The 23085-nt window shown below is 73.0% G+C and carries 21 protein-coding genes; 14 read left to right on the forward strand and 7 right to left on the reverse strand.

Features of this window, described 5'->3' with window-relative positions; translation table 11 throughout:
- Positions 1 to 36 precede the first annotated feature (36 nt).
- The 10 genes from ftsZ (at position 37) to nrdR (ending at position 10385) form a co-directional block, all read left to right on the forward strand.
- Positions 37 to 1260 carry a cell division protein FtsZ gene (gene ftsZ / locus AUV08_RS02380; RefSeq protein ID WP_049146932.1) on the forward strand — a complete coding sequence of 408 codons (1224 nt, stop codon included), beginning with the start codon at positions 37 to 39 and terminating at the stop codon, positions 1258 to 1260.
- Positions 1257 to 2078 carry a polyphenol oxidase family protein gene (locus AUV08_RS02385; RefSeq protein WP_060974345.1) on the forward strand — a complete coding sequence of 274 codons (822 nt, stop codon included), beginning with the start codon at positions 1257 to 1259 and terminating at the stop codon, positions 2076 to 2078. Before ftsZ ends, AUV08_RS02385 begins: the two co-directional genes overlap by 4 nt.
- Complete coding sequence (locus AUV08_RS02390) at positions 2075 to 2863, forward strand: YggS family pyridoxal phosphate-dependent enzyme (RefSeq protein ID WP_061867225.1); 789 nt, start codon at positions 2075 to 2077, stop codon at positions 2861 to 2863. Before AUV08_RS02385 ends, AUV08_RS02390 begins: the two co-directional genes overlap by 4 nt.
- 110 nt (positions 2864 to 2973) lie before the next feature.
- Entirely contained in the window at positions 2974 to 3606 is a 633-nt protein-coding gene (sepF, locus tag AUV08_RS02395; protein ID WP_061867226.1) for a cell division protein SepF, read from the forward strand.
- A gap of 7 nt (positions 3607 to 3613) precedes the next feature.
- A complete protein-coding gene (locus AUV08_RS02400; RefSeq protein ID WP_049146938.1) occupies positions 3614 to 3910 on the forward strand; it encodes a YggT family protein in 297 nt (98 codons plus the stop codon).
- Positions 3911 to 4049: 139 nt separating this feature from the next.
- Entirely contained in the window at positions 4050 to 4649 is a 600-nt protein-coding gene (locus tag AUV08_RS02405; protein ID WP_061867227.1) for a DivIVA domain-containing protein, read from the forward strand.
- Between the two features lie 56 nt (positions 4650 to 4705).
- Positions 4706 to 5176 carry a signal peptidase II gene (lspA, locus tag AUV08_RS02410; protein WP_036314214.1) on the forward strand — a complete coding sequence of 157 codons (471 nt, stop codon included), beginning with the start codon at positions 4706 to 4708 and terminating at the stop codon, positions 5174 to 5176.
- A gap of 4 nt (positions 5177 to 5180) precedes the next feature.
- A complete protein-coding gene (locus tag AUV08_RS02415; RefSeq protein ID WP_078025836.1) occupies positions 5181 to 6143 on the forward strand; it encodes an RluA family pseudouridine synthase in 963 nt (320 codons plus the stop codon).
- Positions 6144 to 6250: 107 nt separating this feature from the next.
- Positions 6251 to 9847, forward strand: coding sequence for a DNA polymerase III subunit alpha (gene dnaE / locus AUV08_RS02420; RefSeq protein ID WP_061867228.1), 3597 nt, complete (start codon positions 6251 to 6253; stop codon positions 9845 to 9847).
- Positions 9848 to 9890: 43 nt separating this feature from the next.
- Positions 9891 to 10385, forward strand: a complete 495-nt coding sequence (gene nrdR / locus AUV08_RS02425; protein ID WP_002855838.1) for a transcriptional regulator NrdR — start codon at positions 9891 to 9893, stop codon at positions 10383 to 10385.
- 158 nt (positions 10386 to 10543) lie between these two features.
- On the opposite strand, the gene ppgK is transcribed toward nrdR, so the two are convergent.
- The gene (gene ppgK, locus AUV08_RS02430; RefSeq protein WP_036339941.1) at positions 10544 to 11368 is read right to left on the reverse strand and encodes a polyphosphate--glucose phosphotransferase; all 825 of its coding nucleotides are present in this window, start codon (positions 11366 to 11368) and stop codon (positions 10544 to 10546) included.
- A 21-nt stretch (positions 11369 to 11389) separates the two neighbouring features.
- Positions 11390 to 12334 (reverse strand): type I methionyl aminopeptidase, encoded by a 945-nt coding sequence (map, locus tag AUV08_RS02435; RefSeq protein WP_082836650.1) that lies wholly within the window; start codon positions 12332 to 12334, stop codon positions 11390 to 11392.
- 36 nt (positions 12335 to 12370) lie between these two features.
- On the opposite strand from map, the gene AUV08_RS02440 reads away from it, so the two are divergent.
- Positions 12371 to 12583, forward strand: a complete 213-nt coding sequence (locus tag AUV08_RS02440) for an SPOR domain-containing protein (protein WP_036340724.1) — start codon at positions 12371 to 12373, stop codon at positions 12581 to 12583.
- A gap of 68 nt (positions 12584 to 12651) precedes the next feature.
- Here the strand turns inward: AUV08_RS02440 and panB are convergent, their stop codons facing one another.
- The gene (panB, locus tag AUV08_RS02445) at positions 12652 to 13515 is read right to left on the reverse strand and encodes a 3-methyl-2-oxobutanoate hydroxymethyltransferase (RefSeq protein WP_061867229.1); all 864 of its coding nucleotides are present in this window, start codon (positions 13513 to 13515) and stop codon (positions 12652 to 12654) included.
- Between the two features lie 36 nt (positions 13516 to 13551).
- Between panB and glnA (AUV08_RS02450) the strand changes: the two genes are divergently transcribed.
- Both glnA (AUV08_RS02450) and AUV08_RS02455 read left to right on the forward strand, forming a co-directional pair.
- On the forward strand, positions 13552 to 14892 hold the full coding sequence (glnA, locus tag AUV08_RS02450; protein WP_036314197.1) for a type I glutamate--ammonia ligase: 1341 nt from the start codon (positions 13552 to 13554) through the stop codon (positions 14890 to 14892).
- Positions 14893 to 14903: 11 nt separating this feature from the next.
- Complete coding sequence (locus AUV08_RS02455; protein ID WP_061867230.1) at positions 14904 to 18029, forward strand: bifunctional [glutamine synthetase] adenylyltransferase/[glutamine synthetase]-adenylyl-L-tyrosine phosphorylase; 3126 nt, start codon at positions 14904 to 14906, stop codon at positions 18027 to 18029.
- Positions 18030 to 18095: 66 nt separating this feature from the next.
- On the opposite strand, the gene AUV08_RS02460 is transcribed toward AUV08_RS02455, so the two are convergent.
- Positions 18096 to 19100, reverse strand: a complete 1005-nt coding sequence (locus AUV08_RS02460) for an LLM class flavin-dependent oxidoreductase (RefSeq protein ID WP_061867231.1) — start codon at positions 19098 to 19100, stop codon at positions 18096 to 18098.
- A 153-nt stretch (positions 19101 to 19253) separates the two neighbouring features.
- A complete protein-coding gene (glnA, locus tag AUV08_RS02465; RefSeq protein WP_036314201.1) occupies positions 19254 to 20678 on the reverse strand; it encodes a type I glutamate--ammonia ligase in 1425 nt (474 codons plus the stop codon).
- A 151-nt stretch (positions 20679 to 20829) separates the two neighbouring features.
- On the opposite strand from glnA (AUV08_RS02465), the gene AUV08_RS02470 reads away from it, so the two are divergent.
- Entirely contained in the window at positions 20830 to 21330 is a 501-nt protein-coding gene (locus AUV08_RS02470) for an RDD family protein (protein WP_002854838.1), read from the forward strand.
- 122 nt (positions 21331 to 21452) lie between these two features.
- On the opposite strand, the gene AUV08_RS02475 is transcribed toward AUV08_RS02470, so the two are convergent.
- Positions 21453 to 22265: a DUF4191 domain-containing protein gene (locus tag AUV08_RS02475; protein ID WP_036314203.1), complete on the reverse strand. Its 813-nt coding sequence runs from the start codon at positions 22263 to 22265 to the stop codon at positions 21453 to 21455.
- Positions 22266 to 22291: 26 nt separating this feature from the next.
- A partial coding sequence (locus AUV08_RS02480) for a lipoyl synthase (RefSeq protein ID WP_061873081.1) occupies positions 22292 to 23085 on the reverse strand: 794 nt, incomplete at its 5' end.

Below are 23085 nucleotides of genomic sequence, written 5' to 3' on the forward strand. Positions count from 1 at the left end.
GACCTCTCGAGATCTCGAACAAAGGGAACCAACACCGTGGCTGCACCCCAGAACTACCTGGCCGTCATCAAGGTCGTCGGCATCGGCGGCGGCGGCGTGAACGCCGTGAACCGCATGATCGAGGTGGGGCTTCGCGGCGTGGAGTTCATCGCCATCAACACGGACGCCCAGGCGCTGCTGATGTCGGACGCGGACGTGAAGCTGGACGTGGGCCGCGAGCTCACCCGTGGACTCGGCGCGGGCGCGAACCCCGAGGTCGGCCGCCAGGCCGCCGAGGACCACGCGGAGGAGATCGAGGAGGTCCTGCGGGGCGCGGACATGGTGTTCGTGACCGCGGGCGAGGGCGGCGGCACCGGCACCGGCGGAGCGCCCGTCGTGGCCCGCATCGCGCGCTCGCTCGGCGCCCTGACCATCGGCGTCGTGACCCGTCCGTTCACGTTCGAGGGCCGCCGTCGCGCCGGCTCCGCCGAGGCGGGCATCGACGCCCTGCGGGACGAGGTCGACACCCTCATCGTGATCCCGAACGACCGCCTGCTGTCCATCTCGGACCGCAACGTCTCGGTCATGGACGCCTTCCGTCAGGCGGACCAGGTGCTCCTCTCCGGCGTCCAGGGCATCACCGACCTGATCACCACCCCGGGCCTGATCAACCTCGACTTCGCGGACGTGAAGTCCGTGATGCAGGGCGCGGGCTCCGCGCTCATGGGCATCGGCCACGCGCAGGGCGAGGACCGCGCCGTCAAGGCGGCCGAGCTGGCGATCGCCTCGCCGCTGCTCGAGGCCTCCATCGACGGCGCGTACGGCGTGCTGCTCTCCATCCAGGGCGGCTCCGACCTCGGCCTCTTCGAGATCAACGAGGCCGCGCGACTGGTCCAGGAGGTCGCCCACCCGGAGGCCAACATCATCTTCGGCGCGGTCATCGACGACGCCCTCGGCGACGAGGTGCGCGTGACCGTGATCGCCGCGGGCTTCGACAAGGTGGACGTCACCTCCGCCCCGGCCGCCCCGCAGGCCGCGCAGCAGCAGCAGGCGGCCCCGCAGCGGGCCGCGGCCCCCGCGCAGCCGCAGCCCGTCCCCGCCCAGCCGCAGCCGGCCGCCCCGGCCCCGCCGCAGCAGGCCGAGCGCCCCGCCGTGCGCGGCACCGTGCCGCTGGCCCCGCAGGAGCAGCAGCCGCGCCGCCAGCAGGACCTGCCCACCGTGGTGGAGCCGGACCTCGGCGCCGGGTCCTCGGACCTGGACGTCCCGGACTTCCTCAAGTGACGGCCGCGGAGGGGCCGGCCGGGACCACACGGGTCCCCGCCGGCCCCTTCGTGCACCGCGAGACCGTCCGCACCGCGACGGGCGCCGTGCACGTCGCCTGGACCTCCGTGGCCGCCGGCAACCTCGCGCTGCACGTGGTCCCGCCGGACGAGGCCGAGGGGCTCGCTCGCGTCAGCGCCGCCCGTCGCGCCCTGGAGCGCGTGATGGGGGTCCCCGAGGGCGCCACGCTCTATCTGGACCAGGTGCACTCGGCCGACGTCGTGTGGGCGGACGGGCCCGGGCGCGGCGGTGCCCCGGCCCCCGTGGCCGACGCCGCCGTGAGCCGCGACGGGTCCCGGCCGCTGGCCGTCATGGTGGCCGACTGCCTCCCCGTGGTCCTCGTCGACGAGACGACCGGCGCGACCGCCGTGGCCCACGCCGGGCGACGCGGGCTGCTGGAGGGCGTCCTGGAGGCGACCGTCGATCGGCTGCTCTCCCTGCGTCCGGAGGCCGACCGAGCCGGTCCCGGCCTGCGCGCCTGGATCGGCCCCGGCGTGTGCGGCCGCTGCTACGAGGTGCCCGCGGCCATGCGCGACGACGCCGCCGCCCGCCTCCCGGCGACCGCCGCCACCACGTCCTGGGGCACCCCCGCCCTCGACCTGCCCGCCGGCGCCGCGGAGGTCCTCCGTGCCCGCGGGGTGGCCGCCGCGACGATCGACGTGTGCACGCGGGAGGACGAGCGCCTGTTCTCGCACCGTCGGGCGCCCGGTGAGGGCCGGTTCGCCGGCCTCGTCTGGCGCGCCGACCCCGACGCCACCACCCCGAGAGGAGACGCATGACCGCCCCCGCCACCGCCGGGCCGACCCCGACGGACCCCCGCGCCCGGGAGATCGCCGACGCGCTCGCCGCGGTGCACTCCCGCATCGCCGACGCCGCGCGGGACGCCGGGCGCGAGGCGGAGCCCGCGCTCGTCGTCGTGACCAAGACCCACCCCGCCGAGGACGTCGTGCGCCTCGCCGCGCTCGGCGTGACCGACGTGGGGGAGAACCGCGACCAGGAGGCCCGGCCCAAGGCCGAGGCCGTCGCCGCGGCCCTGGGGGCGGACGCCCCGCGCTGGCACTTCGTGGGCCAGCTGCAGACCAACAAGGCCAAGTACGTGGTGCGCTACGCGTCCGTGGTGGAGTCGGTGGACCGACCCGAACTGGCCGAGGCGCTCTCGCGGGCGCTCGTGCTGCGGCGCGAGCGCGAGCCCGAGGCCGCGATCCCCGACCTGGAGTGCCTCGTGCAGGTGGACGTCGACGACCGCGCCGACGAGGACCGTCCCGAGGGGATCGGTCCGCGCGGCGGCGCCCGCCCCGAGGACGTCGCCGCCCTCGCGGCCGTCGTCGCCGGCCTGCCGGGTCTGCGGCTGGGCGGGCTGATGTGCGTGGCACCGCGCGGCCTGGACCCGGAGGACGCGTTCCGCCGGCTCGCCGCTCTCGGCGCGCGCGTGCGGCAGACGCATCCGGAGGCCACCGCGCTGTCGATGGGGATGAGCGCGGACCTCGAGGCGGCCGTGCGCGCCGGGGCGACACAGGTGCGCATCGGCTCCGACGTTCTGGGGGCCCGGGACGCGGTGGGCTAACGTTGACCCCGCGCGTCCCGGCGGGACGCGACAGGACCGTGCGGACGCACGCGCACCGACGACGAACGACGGCGGCCCCCGGGGCCGGAGGACGTGGTGAAGGAAGACTCATGGCTGGTGCCCTGAAGAAGACGATGATCTACCTCGGCCTGGCCGACGGCGACGAGTACGACGAGCAGCCCCGTGCCACCGAGCGGGAGACCGCGCCCCGACACGAGGTCGTCGAGGCGCGCCGCCCCGCGGAGCCGGACACCGACCCCCACATGGAGGCCGTCCGCCCGACTGCGGTCCGCGATCCCGAGCCGGCCGAGCGGCCGGAGCCCGTGACCCCGTCCGGCTCCACCGCGGCCGATCCCGTCGAACCCCGGCGTCCGGCGCGTCCCGAGCCGGCCGACCCGGGCTACCGGGCCCCGGTGACCCCCATCAAGCGAGCCGCAGCGTCGTCTGCCGAAGGAGCCTCCGTGCACACCCTGTCCACCGTCCACCCCCGCTCCTACAACGACGCGAAGGCGATCGGCGAGGCCTTCCGCTCCGGCGTCCCCGTGATCATGAACGTGACCGACCTCGGTGAGAACGAGGCCAAGCGCCTCGTGGACTTCGCGGCCGGCCTCGTCTTCGGCCTGCACGGCTCGATCTCCCGCATCACCAGCAAGGTGTTCCTGCTGACCCCGGCCACCGTGGACGTCGTCGGCGCCGAGCAGGGCGAGTCCGGCGCGGCCGACTCCCCGTTCGACGGCGACTGAGGCGCCCATGCAGCTGCTCCTCGCCCTCGCCTACCTCGCCCTGACGGTGGTGCTCGCGGCGCTGACCGTGCGGATCGTCCTGGACGTCACGCAGTCGTTCGCCCGCCACTGGCGCCCCACCGGGGCGGCCCTCGTGCTGGCCAGCGGCGTGTACGGGGCCACCGACCCGTTGCTGCGCCCCGTGCGTCGTGCCGTGCCGCCGGTGAACCTGGGCGGCATCGGCCTGGACGTGGCCTTCCTCATCGTGTTCCTCGGCGTCGTCCTGCTGCGGGTCCTGGTGCTGAGCCTGGCCGGCGTGGCCTGACCCGCGGCCCGGGGCGGCTGTCGGCCCCGGTGGTAGTCTTCGCGGCAGGATCGGCGCCGCCCCTCACCGGCGCGCCGACCGCCGACGCGCCGGGCCGCCCGGCCGTCCCCGAGCACCGAGCAGAGAGCGAGACGGTTCCATGGCGCTGTCCTGGGAAGACGTGGTCAACAAGCAGTTCCAGCCCACGAAGTTCCGCGAGGGCTACGACCAGACCGAGGTGGATGACTTCCTCGACGAGATCGTGGCGGAGTTCAAGCGCCTGATCGCCCTCAACGAGCAGCTCGAGTCCGAGAACGCGGAGCTGCGCGCCGGCGGCGCCGCCCCGGCCGTCGGCCCCGCTGCGGACACCCCGGAGGCCGCCGCGACCCCGGCCTCCGCCGAGGAGTCGGCCCCGGCCGCCGCCCCCGAGTCCGCCGACGCGGCCGCGACCTCCGCCGCCGGCGTCCTGGCCATGGCCCAGCGGCTGCACGACGAGCACGTCGCCGCGGGCGAGCAGCGCAGCACCGAGCTCGTCGCCGAGGCCGAGGCCACCGCGGCCCGGCTCGTCAGCGACGCCGAGGAGCAGAAGGCCCGCACCCTCGAAGCCCTGGCCGAGGAGAAGGCCGGCCTGGAGGGCGAGGTCGAACAGCTGCGCAGCTTCGAGACCGACTACCGCAGCCGCCTCACCTCCTACATCGAGGGCCAGCTGCGCGAGATCCGCGCCCAGAAGCGCGTCGAGCCCCCCACGCCCACGGCGTGAGCCGAGCCGTCGACGCCGCGCCGGCCCCGCGATCCCCTCGCGCGGGCCGGCGAGCCGTGCTCACCGCCCTCATCGTGGCGGTGCTGGCCTACGCCCTCGACCAGCTGACCAAGTACGCGGTCGAGAGCACGATGCAGCTGGGGGACTCCGTCGCGGTGATCCCCGGGGTGCTGCGCTGGCACTACATCCTGAACCCGGGCGCGGCCTTCTCCATCGGCGAGGACCACACCTGGGTGTTCACCATCATCCAAGCCGTGGTGGCGGTCGCCGCCCTCGTCGGGATCGCCCGCGTGCGCTCGACGCCGTGGGCCCTGGCGCTGGGCGGGCTCGCCGGCGGCGTGCTCGGCAACCTCACGGACCGGCTGTTCCGGCCCCCGGCGTTCGGGCGCGGCCACGTGGTCGACATGATCTCCGTGCCGCACTTCGCGATCTTCAACGTGGCGGACTCGTTCATCGTCTGCTCCGTCATCGGCGTCGCCCTGCTCGTGATGACCGGCCGCCGCCTGGACGGCACACGGGAGGCGTGAGGACATGGGCATGAGACCGGGACTGACCGAGCGGCTCGAGGTCACCGAGGCCGAGGCGGGCCGGAGGGTCGACGCGGTGCTCGCCGACGCGTTCGGCGTCTCCCGCTCGCTGCTGGCGGACTGGTTCTCCCGGGGCCTGGTGCGGGCCGAGTCGCGCTCCGGCCGCCGGGACCGTGTCCTGGCCAAGTCCGCGAAGGCCGTGGCGGGGGAGACCCTCGCCGTCGACGTCCCCGACGACCCCGACCCCCTGGAAGTGAGGGCAGAGCGCGTGGACGCGCTGAGCATCCTGTACGAGGACGAGGACCTGGTGGCCGTGGACAAGCCCACCGGCGTGGCCGCGCACCCCTCGCCGGGCTGGGTCGGGCCCACCGTGGTGGGCGCCCTGGCCGCCCTCGGCTACGACATCACCACCTCGGGCGCCCCTGAGCGCCAGGGGATCGTGCACCGGCTCGACGTCGGCACCACCGGGGTCATGGTCGTGGCCAAGACCGAGCGCGCCTACACGGCCATGAAGGACCAGTTCCGCGAGCGCGTGCCGGAGAAGGTCTACCACGCCGTGGTCCAGGGCATCCCGGACCCGCTGAGCGGCACCGTGGACGCGCCCATCGGGCGGCATCCCGGCCACCACTGGAAGTTCGCGGTGCTCGAGGACGGCCGGCCGTCCGTGACCCACTACGAGACGCTCGAGGTGTTCGGCCGGGCCACCCTGCTCGAGGTCCACCTGGAGACCGGGCGCACCCACCAGATCCGCGTGCACACCTCGGCGCTGCGCCACCCGTGCGTCGGCGACCTCACGTACGGGGCGGATCCGCGCCTGGCGGCCGAGCTCGGGCTGACCCGCCAGTGGCTGCACGCCCACCGCCTGGCGTTCCCGCACCCGGTCACGGGGGAGCCGGTGACGATCACCTCCCCGTATCCGGACGACCTCGCCCACGCCCTGGCGGCGCTGCGCGGCGACGAGGACTGAGCCTGCACCGTCGATGTGACCCCCGTCCCGGTCCGGCCCCGCCGCCCGGGCACCACGAGTAGGCTGGTGCGGCCCTGCCGTCCTCCCCGTCGAAAGGCCCACCCCGCATGACCGTGTCCGCCGACGCCCGCCCCGACGCCGTGAAGGACGGCGGCTTCGTCCACCTGCACACGCACACCGAGTACTCCATGCTCGACGGCGCCGCGAAGCTGGACGACCTGTTCGCCGAGGCCCAGCGGCTGGGCATGGACTCGCTGGCCATCACGGACCACGGCTACCTCTTCGGCGCCTACGACTTCTGGTCCAAGGCGAAGGCGGCGGGCGTCAAGCCGATCATCGGGCTCGAGGCCTACGTGGCCCCCGGGCAGCAGCACCGCACGGACAAGGAGAAGACCCGCTGGGGCGAGCCCCACCAGCGGGGGGACGACGTGTCCGGCGGCGGTGCGTACACGCACATGACGCTGCTGAGCGAGACCACCGAGGGGATGCACAACCTGTTCCGGATGGGCTCGATCGCCTCGCTGGACTCGGTGTACGCCAAGTGGCCGCGGCTGGACCGGGAGCTGCTGAGCCAGTACTCGAAGGGCCTGATCGCCACCACGGGCTGCCCCTCCGGCGAGGTGCAGACGCGCCTGCGCCTGGGCCAGTACCGGGAGGCGATGCAGGCGGCCTCGGACTTCCGGGACATCTTCGGCAAGGACAACTACTACTGCGAGATCATGCACCACGGCCTCGACATCGAGCGCCGGGTGATGACCGACCTGCGCCGGCTCGCCAAGGACCTGGGCCTGCCGTTCGTGGCCACGAACGACCTGCACTACACCCACGAGCACGACGCCAAGGCGCACGAGGCGCTGCTGGCCCTGCAGTCGGGCTCGAAGCTCAACGAGCCCAGCTACGACCAGGGCGGCTCCCGCTTCGCGTTCTCCGGCACCGAGTACTACCTGAAGTCCCCGCGGCAGATGCGCGAGCTCTTCGCGGAGCTGCCCGAGGCCTGCGACAACACGCTGCTCATCGCCGAGCGGTGCGAGGTCGAGTTCGACACGAAGGCCAACTACATGCCGGTCTTCCCCACGCCGGAGGGCGAGGACGAGACCAGCTGGCTCATCAAGGAGGTCGCCTCCGGTCTGGCCTACCGCTACCCGGACGGCGTGCCGGACCACGTGCGCAAGCAGGCGGACTACGAGCTGGACGTCATCATCTCGATGGGCTTCCCCGGGTACTTCCTCGTCGTGGCCGACTTCATCAACTGGGCCAAGGAGAACGGCATCCGGGTGGGCCCGGGCCGCGGCTCGGGCGCCGGATCGATGGTGGCGTACGCGCTGCGCATCACGGACCTGGACCCGCTCAAGCACGGGCTGATCTTCGAGCGGTTCCTCAACCCGGACCGCGTGTCCATGCCCGACTTCGACGTCGACTTCGACGACCGCCGTCGCTCCGAGGTGATCGACTACGTCACCCGCAAGTACGGCGACGAGCGCGTCACCATGATCGTCACGTACGGCACCATCAAGACCAAGCAGGCCCTGAAGGACTCGGCCCGCGTGATGGACCAGCCCTTCTCGATGGGCGAGTCCCTCACCAAGGCGCTGCCGCCGGCGGTGATGGCCAAGGACATCCCGCTCAAGGACATCGAGGACCCCGCGGCCCCGCGCTACGGGGAGGCCGCGCCCTTCCGCGAGCTGATCGCCACGGACCCGGTGGCGAAGGAGGTCTTCGAGACCGCCAAGGGCCTCGAGGGCCTGAAGCGGCAGTGGGGCGTGCACGCGGCCGGCGTGATCATGTCCTCGGTGCCGGTGATCGACGTCATCCCGATCATGCGCCGCCTGCAGGACGGCCAGGTCATCACGCAGTTCGACTACCCGATGGCGGAGTCCCTGGGCCTGATCAAGATGGACTTCCTGGGGCTGCGCAACCTCACGATCATCTCGGACGCGCTCGAGAACGTGAAGGCGAACCAGGGCGTGGACCTGGACCTGGAGACCCTCGACGTGGACGACCCGGCGGCCTACGAGCTGCTGGCCCGCGGTGACACCCTCGGCGTGTTCCAGCTCGACGGCGGGCCCATGCGCTCGCTGCTGAAGATGATGCGCCCGGACAACTTCGAGGACATCTCGGCGACCATCGCCCTGTACCGCCCCGGCCCCATGGGCGCGAACTCGCACACCAACTACGCGCTGCGCAAGAACGGGCAGCAGGAGATCACCCCGATCCACCCGGAGCTGGAGGAGCCGCTGCGGGAGATCCTGGACACCACCTACGGCCTGATCGTGTATCAGGAGCAGGTCATGGCGATCGCCCAGAAGGTGGCGGGCTACTCGCTCGGCCAGGCCGACATCCTGCGCCGCGCGATGGGCAAGAAGAAGAAGTCGGAGCTGGACAAGCAGTACGAGGCGTTCCACCAGGGCATGCTGGACCGCGGCTACTCGGAGGCCGCGGTGAAGGCCCTGTGGGACATCCTGCTGCCCTTCTCGGACTACGCGTTCAACAAGGCGCACTCGGCCGCCTACGGCCTGGTCTCCTACTGGACGGCCTACCTCAAGGCGCACTACCCGGCGGAGTACATGGCGGCGCTGCTCACCTCGGTGGGCGACGACAAGGACAAGCTGGCCATGTACCTCAACGAGTGCCGCCACATGGGCATCACGGTGCTGCCCCCGGACGTGAACGAGTCCCACCTGACCTTCACCCCCGTCGGCCGGGACATCCGCTTCGGCATGGGCGCCGTCCGCAACGTGGGCGCCAACGTGGTCAAGGGCATGGTCCAGGCGCGCGAGGACAGGGGCTCGTACACGGGCTTCGGCGACTTCCTGGCGAAGGTGCCGCTCGTGGTGTGCAACAAGCGCACCATCGAGTCCATGATCAAGGCCGGCGCCTTCGACTCCCTCGGCTACGCCCGCCGCGCCCTGCTGGCCGTGCACGAGGAGGCCGTGGACGCCACCGTGGCGCAGAAGCGCAAGGAGGATCACGGCGAGTTCACCTTCGACCTGTTCGCGCTCGGCGGCGGCGACGAGGACGACTCCGACGCCGCGGACGGCGTCGCCGTCCCGGACCTGCCGGAGTGGGCGAAGAAGGAGAAGCTCGCGTTCGAGCGCGAGATGCTGGGCCTGTACGTGTCCGACCATCCGCTGCAGGGCCTCGACGGCGTCCTGGCCCAGCACGCCGACGTCCAGATCACCCGCGTGCTCGACGACGACGGGCCCGCCGACGGCGCGATCGTCACCATCGCGGGCCTGATCACCACGCTCGAGCGCCGCATCGCCAAGTCCTCGGGCAACGCGTACGCGCGCTGCGAGATCGAGGACCTCGGCGGCTCGATGGACGTCATGTTCTTCGGCCAGGTGTATGCGCCCATCGCGATGATGCTGGCCGAGGACCTCGTCGTCGCCGTCAAGGGCAGGGTGCAGCGCCGGGACGACGGGTCGGTGTCCCTGTCGGCGATGGAGCTGACCATCCCGGAGCTCTCGGACGGCCCCGGCGGCCCCGTGCGGATCACGCTGCCCGCGTTCAAGGCCACGGAGCAGGTCATGGGCCAGCTGGCGGACGTGCTGCGCACCCACGAGGGCTCCTCGGAGGTGCGGCTGTCCCTGGTGGGCCAGCGTGCCACGCAGGAGTTCCAGCTGGGCCCGCAGTTCCGGGTGAGCCCGAACCCGGCGCTGTTCGGGGACCTCAAGATCCTGCTGGGTCCGGCCTGCCTCGGCTGAGCGGACGTAGCATGGGAGTGCCCCGCCCAGGAGGAGAGAGCTGATGCACTGCCCGTTCTGCCGTCATGAGGACTCGCGCGTGGTGGATTCACGCTCCCTCGACGACGGCTCCGCCATCCGTCGGCGTCGGCAGTGTCAGGCCTGCGGCAAGCGGTTCACCACCATGGAGACCACCGCCCTGACCGTCGTCAAGCGCTCCGGGGTGGCGGAGCCGTTCGACCGCTCCAAGGTGATCAACGGCGTCCGGAAGGCGTGCCAGGGGCGGCCGGTGACGAGCGACGACCTGGCCATGCTCGCCCAGGAGGTCGAGGAGACGGTCCGTGCCACGGGCAACGCCGAGGTGGACGCCCACGACGTCGGCCTGGCCATCCTCGATCCGCTGCGCCGTCTCGACCAGGTGGCCTTCCTGCGCTTCGCCTCCGTCTACCGGGACTTCGAGTCCCTCGACGACTTCGAGGAGGCCATCGCGGAGCTCCGGGCCGGTGACGGGGACGACCGCGGCCGTCCCGCCGTGCAGCCGCGGCTGTTCACCCGCTGACCTGGGCCGATGCGACGGCGCGGCCGGGATCGACGCTGCAGTGGTGCGCACGGCCTCCAGGCGCTACAGTGATCCCCGGGTCGACCTCGGTCGGCCCGGCAAGACTGCCGAGGGCGGTTCCGGAGGGGAAGCCGGAACCGCCCTCGGTGTCTGCGCCCTCAGTTGCCGTCGGCGAGCGACCCGTGCGCGGCCAGGGCGGCGCCCACGATGCCCGCGTTGTTCTGCAGCTGGGCCGGGACGATCGGGGTGCGCAGGCGCAGCAGCGGCAGGTAGTCGTCCGGCCGCTTGGAGATGCCGCCGCCGACGATGAACAGGTCCGGCGAGAAGATCCGCTCCACGTGGGAGAAGAAGCGCTGCAGTCGCTCGGCGTACTCGGCCCAGCTGAGCTGATCGCGCTCCCGGGCCTTCGCGGAGGCCCGCGACTCGGCCATCACGCCGTCGAGCTCCAGGGAGCCGACCTCGAAGTTCGGGACGAGCACGCCGTCGTGGATCATCGCGCCGCCGATGCCGGTGCCGAGGGTGATCACGTGCACCAGGCCGCGCACGCCCCGCCCGGCCCCGTAGCGGGCCTCCGCGAGGCCGGCCGCGTCGGCGTCGTTGACCACGGTCACGGGGCGGCGCAGGTGCTCCTCGAACCTGCCGCGCAGGTCCGTGCCGATCCACGAGTGGTCGATGTTGTTCGCGGACAGGCACACCCCGTCCTTGACGATCGAGGGGAAGCACACACCCAGCGGGGCGGAGGGCTTCGGCGCCTTCTCGCGCCCGTCGAGCTCAGCGGTGATGGCCGCCAGGGTCGCCGCCACGGGCTCGGGCATGGCCGGCTGCGGCGTGGGGATGCGGAAGCGGTCCCCGCGCAGGGTGCCCGCCTTCGGCCCCGACCCGAGGCGGACCAGGCCGCCCTTCATGCCGGTCCCCCCGACGTCGATGCCGATCGTCGTGGGGTATTTGGAGGAGCGCTGGGCGGTGCTGGTGTGCGTCGTCACGGCCCCCAGCTTAGTGCCGGGTCACGGCAGCGTGAGAATCTCCGCGCCGTCGTCCGTGACCACGATCGTGTGCTCGAACTGCGCGGTGCGACGGCGGTCGCGGGTCACCACGGTCCAGCCGTCGTCCCACTGGTCCCACTCGATCGTGCCGAGGGTGAGCATCGGCTCGATGGTGAACACCATGCCGGGCACGAGCAGGCGGTCGTGGGCCGGGGCCGCGTCGTAGTGGGGGATCACGAGGCCGGAGTGGAAGTCCACGCCCACGCCGTGGCCGATGAAGTCGCGCACCACGCCGTAGCCGAAGCGCTTGGCGTAGGACTCGATGGCGCGGCCGATCACGTTGACCTGACGGCCGGGCTTCACGGCGCGGATGCCGCGGCGCAGGGCCTCCTCGGTGCGCTCGACGAGCAGCCGGGACTCCTCGTCCACGTCGCCGACCAGGTAGGTGCGGTTGTGGTCCCCGTGGACGCCGTCCAGGTACGCGGTGATGTCCAGGTTGACGATGTCCCCGTCCTCCAGGACGGTGCCGTCCGGGATGCCGTGGCAGATGACCTCGTTGATCGAGGTGCAGATGGACCGCGGGAAGCCGCGGTAGCCCAGGCAGGACGGGTAGGCGCCGCGCTCCACGAGGAAGGCGTGCGCGATCCGGTCCAGCTCGTCCGTGGTGACGCCCGGGCGGATGTGGGCGGCGGTGTGCTCCATGGCCTGCGCGGCCAGGCGGCCGGCGGCGCGGATCCGCTCGATGCCGGCGGCGTCGTAGACGTCCGAGGCGTTGCCCTCGTCCGGGGTGGCCTTGCCGACGTACTCGGGGCGCGGGATCGCGGCCGGCACGGGCGGGGCGGGGGACGGGGCCCCGGGCGTCAGAGTGCCGACGGGGGCGAGCGACCCGGGCTCCGGTGCGGTGGGGCCCGCGGGGCGGGGACCGTTGTGGCTGGACGGGACGGCGGGGTTCTGACGCTGGGACATGTCCTCCAGCCTATCGGCCCGGCTATTGTGGCCCCCATGACCGAGACGAGCGAGTTCTGGTACAACGTCAACACGCATCAGGTGGAGGTGGGCGCCCAGTCGGACTGGTCCCAGCTGCTGGGCCCGTTCGGCACCCGTGAGGAGGCCCAGGCCGCGATGGACCGCGTGCGGGCGAACAACGAGGCCGCCGACGCGGAGGACGCGCGCGACGACGACTGGGACAGCCGTCCCGTCGATGACGCCTCCTGACCGCGGCACCGGACGACACCGGGCCCCCGTCCTGAGGGACGGGGGCCCGGTCGTCGCACGGGGCGGGTTCAGCCCTCGAAGCCGTGCTCCGGGGCCGGGAACGCGCCGTCGAGCACGTCCGCGCGATAGGCCCGGACCGCCTCACCCACGACCTCGTGCAGGCGGGCGTACTGACGGACGAACCGGGGCACCCGTCCCTCGCGTAGACCGAGCATGTCCTGCCACACGAGCACCTGGCCCGTGGTGCCCGGGCCCGCGCCGATGCCCACGGTGGGCACCCGCAGTGCGGCGTCGACGGCGGCGGCGACGTCCGAGGGGACCATCTCCATCAGGACGGCGAACGCCCCCGCGGCCTCGAGGGCCCGGGCCGACACGGTCATCCGCTCGGCCGCCCCCGCGCCGCGGCCCTGCACCCGGTAGCCGCCGAGCACGTGCTCGGACTGCGGGGTGAAGCCGATGTGGGCCATGACCGCGACGCCGGCGGCCGTCATCGCGGCCACGTGCTCGGCGAAGCGCTCGTCGCCCTCCACCTTGACGGCGTGCGCGCCGGACTCCTTCACGAGGCGGACGGCCGACTCGACGGCCTGCCGCGGGGAGGCCTCGTACGAGCCGAAGGGCAGGTCCGCGACCACGAGGGCACGCTCGGCACCGCGCACCACGGCCTGGGTGAACAGGATCATCTGGTCCAGGGTGACCGGCAGGGTGGTGGGGTGGCCCAGCACGGTGTTGCCCACCGAGTCGCCCACGAGCAGCACCTCGACGCCGGCCTCGTCGAACAGGGCCGCCGTCATCGCGTCGTAGGTGGTGAGCATCGCGAAGCGCCGGCCCTCGTCCTTGGCCCGCTGCAGGTGGACCGTCCGGTACCGGGACGGGGCGGGCGGACCGTAGGGGGCGGTGTCGTCAGGCTGCCGGGGGGACTGGGGAGCAGACATGGGCCGGAGTCTACGCGGCGCGTCTAGAGTGGCGGCATGGATCGACAGCAGGACTACGTGCTCCGCACCATCGAGGACCGGGACGTCAGGTTTGTCCGGCTCTGGTTCACGGACGTGATCGGCACGCTGAAGTCGGTGGCCCTGTCTCCGGCCGAGGTGGAGAACGCCTTCACGGAGGGCCTGGGCTTCGACGGCTCCTCGATCGACGGATACACCCGCATCTCCGAGTCAGACATGCTGCTGCAGCCCGACCCCTCGACCTTCCAGATCCTGCCGTGGCGCGGCGACCAGGGACAGAGCTCCCGGATGTTCTGCGACGTGCTCACCCCGGACGGCCGACCCGCCCCCGCCGACCCGCGGCACGTGCTGCGCCGCGTGCTGGACCGGGCCGCAGACCGGGGCTTCACGTGCTTCACCCACCCGGAGATCGAGTTCTACCTCCTCCAGTCGGACCAGCCCGGCCCGGACGGGGAGCCGGTGCCCGTGGACCGCGCGGGCTACTTCGACAACGTGCCCGGCTCCGACGCGGCCGACTTCCGCCGCGACGCCGTCAGCCTCCTCGAGGGGATGGGCATCTCCGTCGAGTTCAGCCACCACGAGAACGGCCCCGGCCAGAACGAGATCGACCTGCGCGCGGCGGACGCGCTCACGACGGCGGACAACGTGATGACGTTCCGGACCGTCGTCAAGGAGGTCGCCGCCGCCCAGGGCACGTACGCCACGTTCATGCCCAAGCCGTTCTCCCACCACCCGGGCTCCGGCATGCACACTCACTTCTCCCTCTTCGAGGGCGACGCGAACGCGTTCTACGACCCTGCGGACGAGTTCCGGCTCTCCGTCACGGGCCGCCGGTTCATCGCGGGCCTGCTGCGCCACTCCGTGGAGATCACCGCGGTGACCCACCAGTTCGTCAACTCCTACAAGCGCCTCTGGGGCGGGGGAGAGGCCCCGTCGTACACCTCGTGGGGGCACAACAACCGCTCCGCCCTCGTACGCGTTCCCCTGTACAAGCCGGACAAGGCCGGCTCGGCCCGCATCGAGTACCGCGGTATCGACGCCTCGGCCAACCCGTACCTTGCCTACGCCCTGCTGATCGCGGCCGGGCTCAAGGGCATCGAGGAGGGCTACGAGGTGCCCGAGGCCGCCGCCGAGGACATCAGCGCGTTGACCACCCACGAGCGGCGCGTGCTCGGCCACGTGCCCCTGCCCGGCACCCTGCACGACGCCCTGCGCACCGCTGAGGAGTCCGAGTTCGTGGCGTCCGTGCTGGGCGAGCACGTCTTCGACGCACTCCTGCGCAACAAGCGGCAGGAATGGGACGACTACCGCGTGGAGGTCACCCCGTACGAGCTCCGCCGCTACCTCTCCGGCCTCTGAGACGGGCGCCCGTGTCCTCCCTGCCCGCCACCGGTGCGCTGCCCGCCGTCCCGGACCGCCGCACCCTCGCGCACGCCGGCGTCGCCGACGCCGGTCGCGTGCAGACGCTGCTCACCTCGCCCGAGTTCGAGGGCGTGGACGTGCGTCCCCTCGTCGAGCTCCTCGGCCACGCCGCCGATCCCGACCGGGCCCTGCTGCTGTGGGTGCGCCTGGCCGAGCGCGAGCCCCGCGTCCACCACGCCCTCCGGGACCCCGGGACGACGGCCCGCCTGCTGCGGCTGCTCGGCGCCTCCGAGGCCCTCGGCGAGTTCCTCATCCGCCGTCCCGAGCACCTGGACCTCGTCCTCGACCCGGACGCGGCCGCCGCCACCGCGCCCGCCCTCGCCCAGCCCGACCCGACCGCCGGCGAGCCCTGGGGTGATGCGTCCGCCGCCCTGCGCCGCCTGCTCCTGGACTCGGTGGGCGCCGACCCGGACGCCGACCGCCCCCTCGCGGCCGTCACCGGCAAGGACGCCGCCGTCGCCTTGCGCCGCGCCTACCGCCGCCAGCTGGCCGCGATCGCCCTGCGCGACCTCGACTCCGCCGAGCCCACGGCGGCCATGCCCTCGGTGGGCCGCTGGCTCGCGGACCTGGCCGGCGCCACCGTGGACGCGGCGCTCGCCGTCTCACGGGCCGTCCTCACCGAGCGGGAGGGCCCCGTGGTGGACCGCGTGGACCTCGCCGTGATCGGCATGGGCAAGTGCGGCGCCGGCGAACTCAACTACGTCTCAGACGTGGACGTCGTGTTCGCCCACGCCGTCCGCGAGGCCGCGGACGGCGCGGACCCCGACGCCCAGGTCCCGGACGGGCCGCGCGCCGCCGCGCTCGCGGCCGAGCTGGCCGCGGGCATCGGCCGCGTGATCCAGGGTGCGGCCCCCGAGCCGGGACTGTGGGAAGTCGACGCCAACCTGCGTCCCGAGGGCAAGGACGGCGCCCTGAGCCGCACCGTGGAGTCCCACGCCGAGTACTACCGCCGCTGGGCCCACGGCTGGGAGTTCCAGGCCCTGCTCAAGGCCCGCCCGATCGCGGGCTCGCCACAGCTCGGCGAGCGCTACATCGCGGAGATCTGGCCCCGGGTGTGGGAGTCCTCCGCGCGCGACGGGTTCGTCGAGTCCGTCCGGGCCATGCGCGCCCGGGTCCTGGACACCCTCGCCCCCGCGGAGCGCGAGCGGGAGATCAAGCTCGGGCCCGGCGGTCTGCGCGACGTCGAGTTCACGGCCCAGCTGCTCCAGCTCGTGCACGGCCGTGCGGACGAGTCGCTGCGGGTGCGCGGCACGCTCGACGCGGTGCGGGCGCTGCACGCCGCCTCCTACGTCACCACGCGAGACGCGCGGGCGTTCGACGAGCACTACCGGTGGCTGCGCACCCTCGAGCACCGCATCCAGCTCGTGCACCTGCGGCGCACCCACCTGATGCCGGTCAAGGAGGAGGCCCGCCGCGTCGTCGCCCGGTCGATGCGCGGCGCCGCCGACCGGGGCCCCGCCACCGGCGAGGACCTCCAGGCCGAGTTCACGCGCGTGCGCCGCGCCGTGCGCGGTCTCCACGAGACCGTGTTCTACCGGCCGCTGCTGTCGACGACGGCCGCCCTGTCCGCCGAGGACGTGCGGCTGTCCGCGGAGGCCGTCCGCGACCGCCTGGCGGCGCTGGGCTACCGCGACCCGCAGGGCGCCCTGCGGCACATCGAGGCCCTCACGCAGGGCGTCTCGCGCCGGGCCGCGGTCCAGCGGCAGCTGCTGCCGGCCATGCTCGGGTGGTTCGCGCGGGGCGCCGACCCCGACGGCGGCCTGCTCGCCTTCCGCCGGCTCTCCGAGTCGCTCGGCGGCACGGCCTGGTATCTGCGGATGCTCCGCGACTCCTCGGACGCCGCCCGGCGGCTGTGCCTGGTCCTGTCCGGCTCCCGGTTCGTGGGGGACCTGCTCGAGCACTCGCCCGAGGCCGTGGCCTGGGTGGGGGACGACCGGGAGCTCGACCCCCGGGGCGCCATCCAGCTCTGGCGCCAGGTCGACGCGCGGCTCGACCGCCGCGTGGCCGCGCAGGAGGCCCCGGCCGCCGTCCGCCACGTGCGGCAGGTGCGCCGCAGCGAGACCCTGCGCGTGGCCCTGGCGGACATCTCGGGGCTGCTGGACCTCGAGGCCGTCACCGGGGCCCTGTCGGACATCGACCAGATCACCGTCGTCGGCGCCCTGCGCGTGGCCTCGCGCGCCGTCGTCGGGGACGCCGACCCGCTCACCGACGTGCTCGTGGTGGCCATGGGCCGCCAGGGCGGCCGGGAGATCACCTACGGCTCGGACCTCGACGCCCTGTTCGTGCACCGGCCACGCCCCGGCGTCGACGAGGGGCGGGCGCGCGAGCAGGCCGAGGAGGTCGTGCGGACGCTGATGTCCCTGCTGCACCGCCCCGCGACCCCGCCGCTGCCCGGCGAGCGGCCGCTCGAGGTGGACGCCGACCTGCGCCCCGAGGGGCGCCAGGGGCCGCTCGTGCGCACCCTGGACTCGTACCGGGAGTACTACGGGCGCTGGGCGGAGATGTGGGAGCGTCAGGCGCTGCTGCGCGCCCGGCCCCTGGCCGGCGACGACGACCTCGCCACCGACTTCCGGCGGTGGGCCGACGGGGTCCGCTACGCCGGGGACCTGACCACCGCGGACGCGCGGGAGATCCGGCGCATCAAGGCCCGTGTGGAGGCCGAGCGCCTGCCCCGCGGCGCGGACCCCTCCCGGCACGTCAAGCTCGGCCGCGGCGGGCTCTCGGACGTGGAGTGGCTGGTGCAGTCCCTGCAGCTGCGCCACGCGGGAGAGGTCGAGGACCTGCGGGTCACCGGCACGCTGCCGGCCCTGCGGGCGATCGCCCGGCACGGGCTGCTGCCCGAGGCCGAGGTCGCCGTGCTGGAGGAGGCGTGGCTGCTGGCCACCCGGATCCGCGCCGCCCTGCTGCTGTGGACGGGCAAGGTCTCGGACGTGCTGCCCACGAACATGCGCGACCTCGAGGCCGTGGCCCGCCTCAGCGGGGTGGGCACGGCCGGCGGGGAGCTCGAGGAGCGCTACCTGCGGGTGACCCGCCTGGCCCGTCAGGTGTTCGAGACCCGGTTCTACGGGCTCTGAACGACGCCGGCCCGCCACCTCGACGGGGTGGCGGGCCGGCCGTGCTCCGGTGTCGCGAGCGCCGGCTCAGGCGCGCACGACGTGCTCCCCGAGCAGCTCCAGGGTGCGTCGCCGCACGCCGGCGTCCTGGGCCGCCGTCGTGATGATCAGCTCGTCCGCCTGGACCCGCGCCGCGAAGTCGTGCAGCCACGCCGCCGTCGTCGGGCCGGTGCCCACGGCCGTGCACTCGAGCATCCCGAGCACCTGCTGACCGGCGGGGGAGTGCAGCAGCATCTCGACCTCGTCGTCGGTGAGGGTGCGGCCCCGGCCGAGCATCATCCGGATGCGCGCCCGCTGCGCGGCCTGCCACTCCCGCTCGGCCACCTCCTCGGTGTCCGCGGCGATCACGTTGGCCGCCGCGATGAAGTGCGGCTCCGCGAGGGCCTCGGAGGGCTCGAAGTGCTCCCGGTACAGGCGCGCCGCATGCTCGAGCATCTGCGGTGCGAAGTGGCTCGCGAACGCGTAGCCCAGGCCGAGCTGCGCGGCCAGCTGGGCGCCGAACGCCGAGGAGCCGAGGATGTACAGCGGCACGTCGGTGCCCTTGCCGGGGTAGGCGTCGATGCCGGGGATCCGGCTCTGGCCGGTGAGGTAGCCCTGCAGCTCGAGCACGTCCTGCGGGAAGCGCTCGGCCGCCGACGGCTCCCGGCGCAGCGCCTGCAGCGTCCGCTGGTCGGTGCCGGGGGCGCGGCCCAGGCCCAGGTCGATGCGGCCGGGGTGCAGCTCGGCCAGGGTGCCGAACTGCTCCGCGATCACCAGCGGCGAGTGGTTGGGCAGCATGACGCCGCCGGAGCCGAGGCGGATCGAGTCGGTGTGCGCGGCCACGTGCGCGATGAGTACGGCCGTGGCGGAGGAGGCGATGGAGGGCATGTTGTGGTGCTCCGCGTACCAGACGCGCCGGAAGCCGGCGGCCTCGGCGACGCGGGCCTGCTCCACGGATTCGGCGAAGGCCTCACCCATCGGGGCGCCGTCGCGGACGAGGGCGAGGTCCAGCAGGGACAGCGGCAGGGGGGTGGGGGCGGTGTGCTCGGTCATGGTGCTCCTGGTCTGCGGGCCGCCCGGCCGGGCGGAGGTCTCCACAGATCCAGCGCCCACCGGCCCCGGACTATTCCGCGGCCGGGCACGACGACGGCCGCCCGCCTCCGGCGTGGGAGACGAACGGCCGTCGTCGGGGCCGCGGCGGGCGGATCAGACCGAGTAGTACAGCTCGAACTCGTAGGGGTTCGGGCGCAGGGCCAGCGGGGCGATCTCCATCTCGCGCTTGTACGCGATCCAGGTCTCGATCAGCTCCTCGGTGAACACGTCGCCGGCCAGGAGGAACTCGTGGTCCTCCTCGAGGGCGTTCAGGGCCTCGTCCAGGGTGGCGGGTGCCTTCTGGATGTCGGCGGCCTCCTCGGCCGGCAGCTCGTAGAGGTCCTTGTCGATCGGCTCGGCCGGCTCGATGCGGTTGCGGATGCCGTCCAGGCCGGCCATCAGCTGCGCGGCGAACGCGAGGTACGGGTTGCCCGAGGCGTCCGGGGCGCGGAACTCGATGCGCTTGGCCTTCGGGTTGGAGCCGGTGATCGGGATGCGGATGCCCGCCGAGCGGTTGCCCTGCGAGTAAACCATGTTCACGGGGGCCTCGAAGCCCGGCACCAGGCGGCGGTAGGAGTTCACCGTGGGGTTGGTGAAGGCCAGGACCGCGGAGGCGTGCTTCAGCAGGCCGCCGATGTACCAGCGGGCGGTGTCCGAGAGGTTCGCGTAGCCCTTCTCGTCGAAGAACAGCGGCTCGCCGCCGTTCCAAAGGGACTGGTGGCAGTGCATGCCGGAGCCGTTGTCGCCGAAGACGGGCTTGGGCATGAAGGTCGCGGACTTGCCGAACATGTTGGCGACGTTCTTGACGACGTACTTGAACTTCTGCAGGTCGTCCGCCGAGTGGGTCAGCGTGTTGAAGCGGTAGTTGATCTCCGCCTGGCCCGCGGCGCCCACCTCGTGGTGGGAGCGCTCTACCTCGAGGCCGACCTCGGCCAGGACCGAGCAGATCTCGTCGCGCAGGTCGGCCTGCTTGTCCGTGGGGGAGACGGGGAAGTAGCCGCCCTTGAGGCCGGTCTTGTGGCTCAGGTTGCCGCCCTCGTCCTCGCGGGAGGCGTTCCACCAGGCCTCGTCCGAGTCCACGGCGTAGAACGAGCCGCGGGGGGAGGACTCGTAGCGGACGTCCTCGAAGATGAAGAACTCGGCCTCGGGGGCGAAGAACGCCGTGTCGGCGATGCCGGAGGAGCTCAGGTAGGCCTCCGCGCGCTGGGCCACGCCGCGCGGGTCGCGCAGGTAGGGCTCGCCGGTGCGGGGGTTCACGATGGAGAAGTTCATCGTGAGGGTCTTGCGGACCCGGAAGGGGTCCACGAAGGCCGTCGCGACGTCCGGGATGAGCTGCATGTCGGACTCGGCGATGCCGGCGAAGCCCCGGATCGAGGAGCCGTCGAAGAGCTGGCCCGTGACGAAGAAGTCCTCGTCGACGCTCGAGGCGGGCACGTTGAAGTGGTGCTGCATGCCGGGGAGGTCGGTGAAGCGGACGTCGACGAACTCGATCCCCTCATCCTTGATGTACGCGAGGACGTCCGCGGGGGAGGTGAACATGGTGCGCTCCTGTGGTCGTGACGATGGTGGCATGTCCGGCACGGCGGCGCTGGCGTGGCGGGTGTCATCACCCTACTTGCCCGGCGGCCTCCGTGGGCGTCGGTGACGCCCCACGGCGAGCCTCGCGGTTCCGCGCCGGTAGGCTGGGCCGGTGGCACGCAGAGCACCCGACCCCGCGCACGAGCCCGAACCGACCCGCCGCGACGAGCCGCTGATCACCCGGCGCGACCTCGCCGGCTGGGTGGACGGTCCGGGCGGCGGCCTGGCCGGCGGCCGCTGGCCGGGGGACCTGCTGGGCCTGCCCGAGCACGGCCCGACCTCGATGGCCACTGCGGCCCGCCGCGCCGTCGCCCTCGTGATCGACTGGTTCCTGGCCCTGGGCGTGTCCTGGCTGCTCTTCGACTCCGACGCGATCGCCACCCTGATGGTCTTCGCCACCATGCACATCCTGGGCATCACCCTGCTGGCCACCACCGTGGGCAAGGCCGTGTGCCGCACCCAGGTGGTGCGCCTCGGCGGCCGGACCGCCCCCGTGCACCGCGTGGTGGTGCGCACGGCGCTGCTGTGCCTCGTGCTGCCGGCCGTCGTCGTCGGCCCGGACGGCCGCGGCATGCACGACAAGGTCGCCGGCACCGTCGAGATCCGCATGTGAGCGCACCGGCCCGCGCCGGACGACGCCGGATCCGACTCGACGCGAGGCCGGACACGACGAAAGGGGGGCGCCCCGCCGAATCCTCGGCGGGGCGCCCCCCTTTCGCGCGGGTGCGTCGGCGCTCAGCGGCCGCGCATGGCGCGCCGGCTCGGGCGCACCTTGTTCGGGTCGACGCCCTTGGGGATGGGCAGCCGGTTGGTGTTGAGCGCGGTCAGACGCTTGTCCACGGCCTGGACCTCCTGCGCCGTGAGGGCCTTCTTCATGCCCTTGAGCGTGCCGGGCAGCTCGTGCAGCGGGACCTGGCCCTGGCCGTTGCCGGACTCCACCACGGTGACGGGCACGCCGGGCAGGAAGCGGCGCATGGCCTTCTCCTCCTTGACCACCAGCGCGGCGACGCGGGGGGAGGGGCCCTCCGTCACCAGCACGACGCCCGGCCGGCCCACGGCGCGGTAGACGAGGTCCTGGGTCTTCGGGTTCACGGCGGCCGGCTGCTCGGACACGATCCAGCCGCGGCCCAGCGTGGAGAGCGCGGCGCCGGCGGCGCCGGGGCGGCCCTCGAGCTGGGCGAACCCGGCGCGGCGCGCCTTCCGGTTCAGGATGACGACGGCGGCGAGCACACCGAACGGGATCGCGATGAGCAGCCACGTGATCCAGTTGTCCAGCAGGAGGCCGATGACGAGGCCGACGACCAGGGCGCCCAGGAAGGCCAGCAGCATCCACAGTCCGACCTTGGGGTCGTGCGCCTTGGTCATGGCGTAGGCCTGCTTGAGCTGGGAGATCACGCCCGGGCCCTTCGTGGCGCGCTTGTCCCGGCGCTGGGCCTTCGCCTGCTCCTTCTCGCGGAGGCGACGCTCGCGCTGCATGGCCTTGACCTCCTTGAGCGTGGCGGAGGTGGAGCCGGAGGAGGACGCGGGGGGCTGGCTGTTCTTCGTCATGACGGGGTCCAGTCTAGTCGGGCGGCTCAGGACATCTGGGCGACGACGGCGGAGGCCTCCTGGCGGGCGGTCTTCTCCCCGGCCAGGTGCGCCAGGTTCTCCGGCAGGGTCCGGCCGAGGCGCTGCATGGCCTGCGCATAGAGCTTGCCCGCGCGGTACGACGAGCGCACCAGCGGGCCCGCCATGACGCCCTGGAAACCGATCTCCTCGGCGCGCTGGGACCACTGGACGAACTCCTGCGGCTTCACCCAGCGGTCGATGGGGTGGTGCAGCTTCGAGGGCCGCACGTACTGCGTGATGGTGATGATGTCGCAGCCGGCCTCGTGCAGGTCCACCAGGGCCTGGTCGATCTCGTGGTCCTCCTCGCCCATGCCGAGGATGAGGTTGGACTTGGTCACGAGCCCGTCGGCCTTGGCCATCGTGAGCACCCGGAGGGACTTCTCGTACGTGAAGGCCGGGCGGATGCGCTTGAAGATGCGCGGCACCGTCTCCAGGTTGTGCGCGAACACCTCGGGCCGCGCGTCGAACACCTGCTGGACGAGCTCCGGCACCGCGCCGAAGTCCGGCGGCAGGATCTCGACGCCGGTCCCCGGGTTGAGCGCGTGGATGCGGCGGATGGTCTCCGCGTAGAGCCACGCCGCGCCGTCCTTCTGGTCGTCACGGGCCACGCCCGTGACGGTGGCGTACCGCAGGTCCATCTCGCGGATGTTCTCGGCGACCTTCTGCGGCTCCTCCATGTCCAGGGGGCGCGGCTTGCCGGAGGTGATGTCGCAGAAGTCACACCGGCGGGTGCAGATGTCCCCGCCGATGAGGAACGTGG

This window comes from Micrococcus sp. CH7 (assembly GCF_001595485.1).
GTDB lineage: Bacteria > Actinomycetota > Actinomycetes > Actinomycetales > Micrococcaceae > Micrococcus > Micrococcus luteus.

Coding starts and splice junctions, on each gene's coding strand:
- panB (WP_061867229.1), bottom strand. CDS start 13,515: ATGTCTGCTCCCCAGTCCCCCCGGCAGCCTGACGACACCGCCCCCTAC.
- map (WP_082836650.1), bottom strand. CDS start 12,334: ATGTCCCAGCGTCAGAACCCCGCCGTCCCGTCCAGCCACAACGGTCCC.
- AUV08_RS02405 (WP_061867227.1), top strand. CDS start 4,050: ATGGCGCTGTCCTGGGAAGACGTGGTCAACAAGCAGTTCCAGCCCACG.
- glnA (WP_036314197.1), top strand. CDS start 13,552: ATGGATCGACAGCAGGACTACGTGCTCCGCACCATCGAGGACCGGGAC.
- nrdR (WP_002855838.1), top strand. CDS start 9,891: ATGCACTGCCCGTTCTGCCGTCATGAGGACTCGCGCGTGGTGGATTCA.
- AUV08_RS02475 (WP_036314203.1), bottom strand. CDS start 22,265: ATGACGAAGAACAGCCAGCCCCCCGCGTCCTCCTCCGGCTCCACCTCC.
- AUV08_RS02460 (WP_061867231.1), bottom strand. CDS start 19,100: ATGACCGAGCACACCGCCCCCACCCCCCTGCCGCTGTCCCTGCTGGAC.
- glnA (WP_036314201.1), bottom strand. CDS start 20,678: ATGTTCACCTCCCCCGCGGACGTCCTCGCGTACATCAAGGATGAGGGG.
- AUV08_RS02440 (WP_036340724.1), top strand. CDS start 12,371: ATGACCGAGACGAGCGAGTTCTGGTACAACGTCAACACGCATCAGGTG.
- AUV08_RS02415 (WP_078025836.1), top strand. CDS start 5,181: ATGGGCATGAGACCGGGACTGACCGAGCGGCTCGAGGTCACCGAGGCC.
- dnaE (WP_061867228.1), top strand. CDS start 6,251: ATGACCGTGTCCGCCGACGCCCGCCCCGACGCCGTGAAGGACGGCGGC.
- sepF (WP_061867226.1), top strand. CDS start 2,974: ATGGCTGGTGCCCTGAAGAAGACGATGATCTACCTCGGCCTGGCCGAC.
- AUV08_RS02400 (WP_049146938.1), top strand. CDS start 3,614: ATGCAGCTGCTCCTCGCCCTCGCCTACCTCGCCCTGACGGTGGTGCTC.
- AUV08_RS02390 (WP_061867225.1), top strand. CDS start 2,075: ATGACCGCCCCCGCCACCGCCGGGCCGACCCCGACGGACCCCCGCGCC.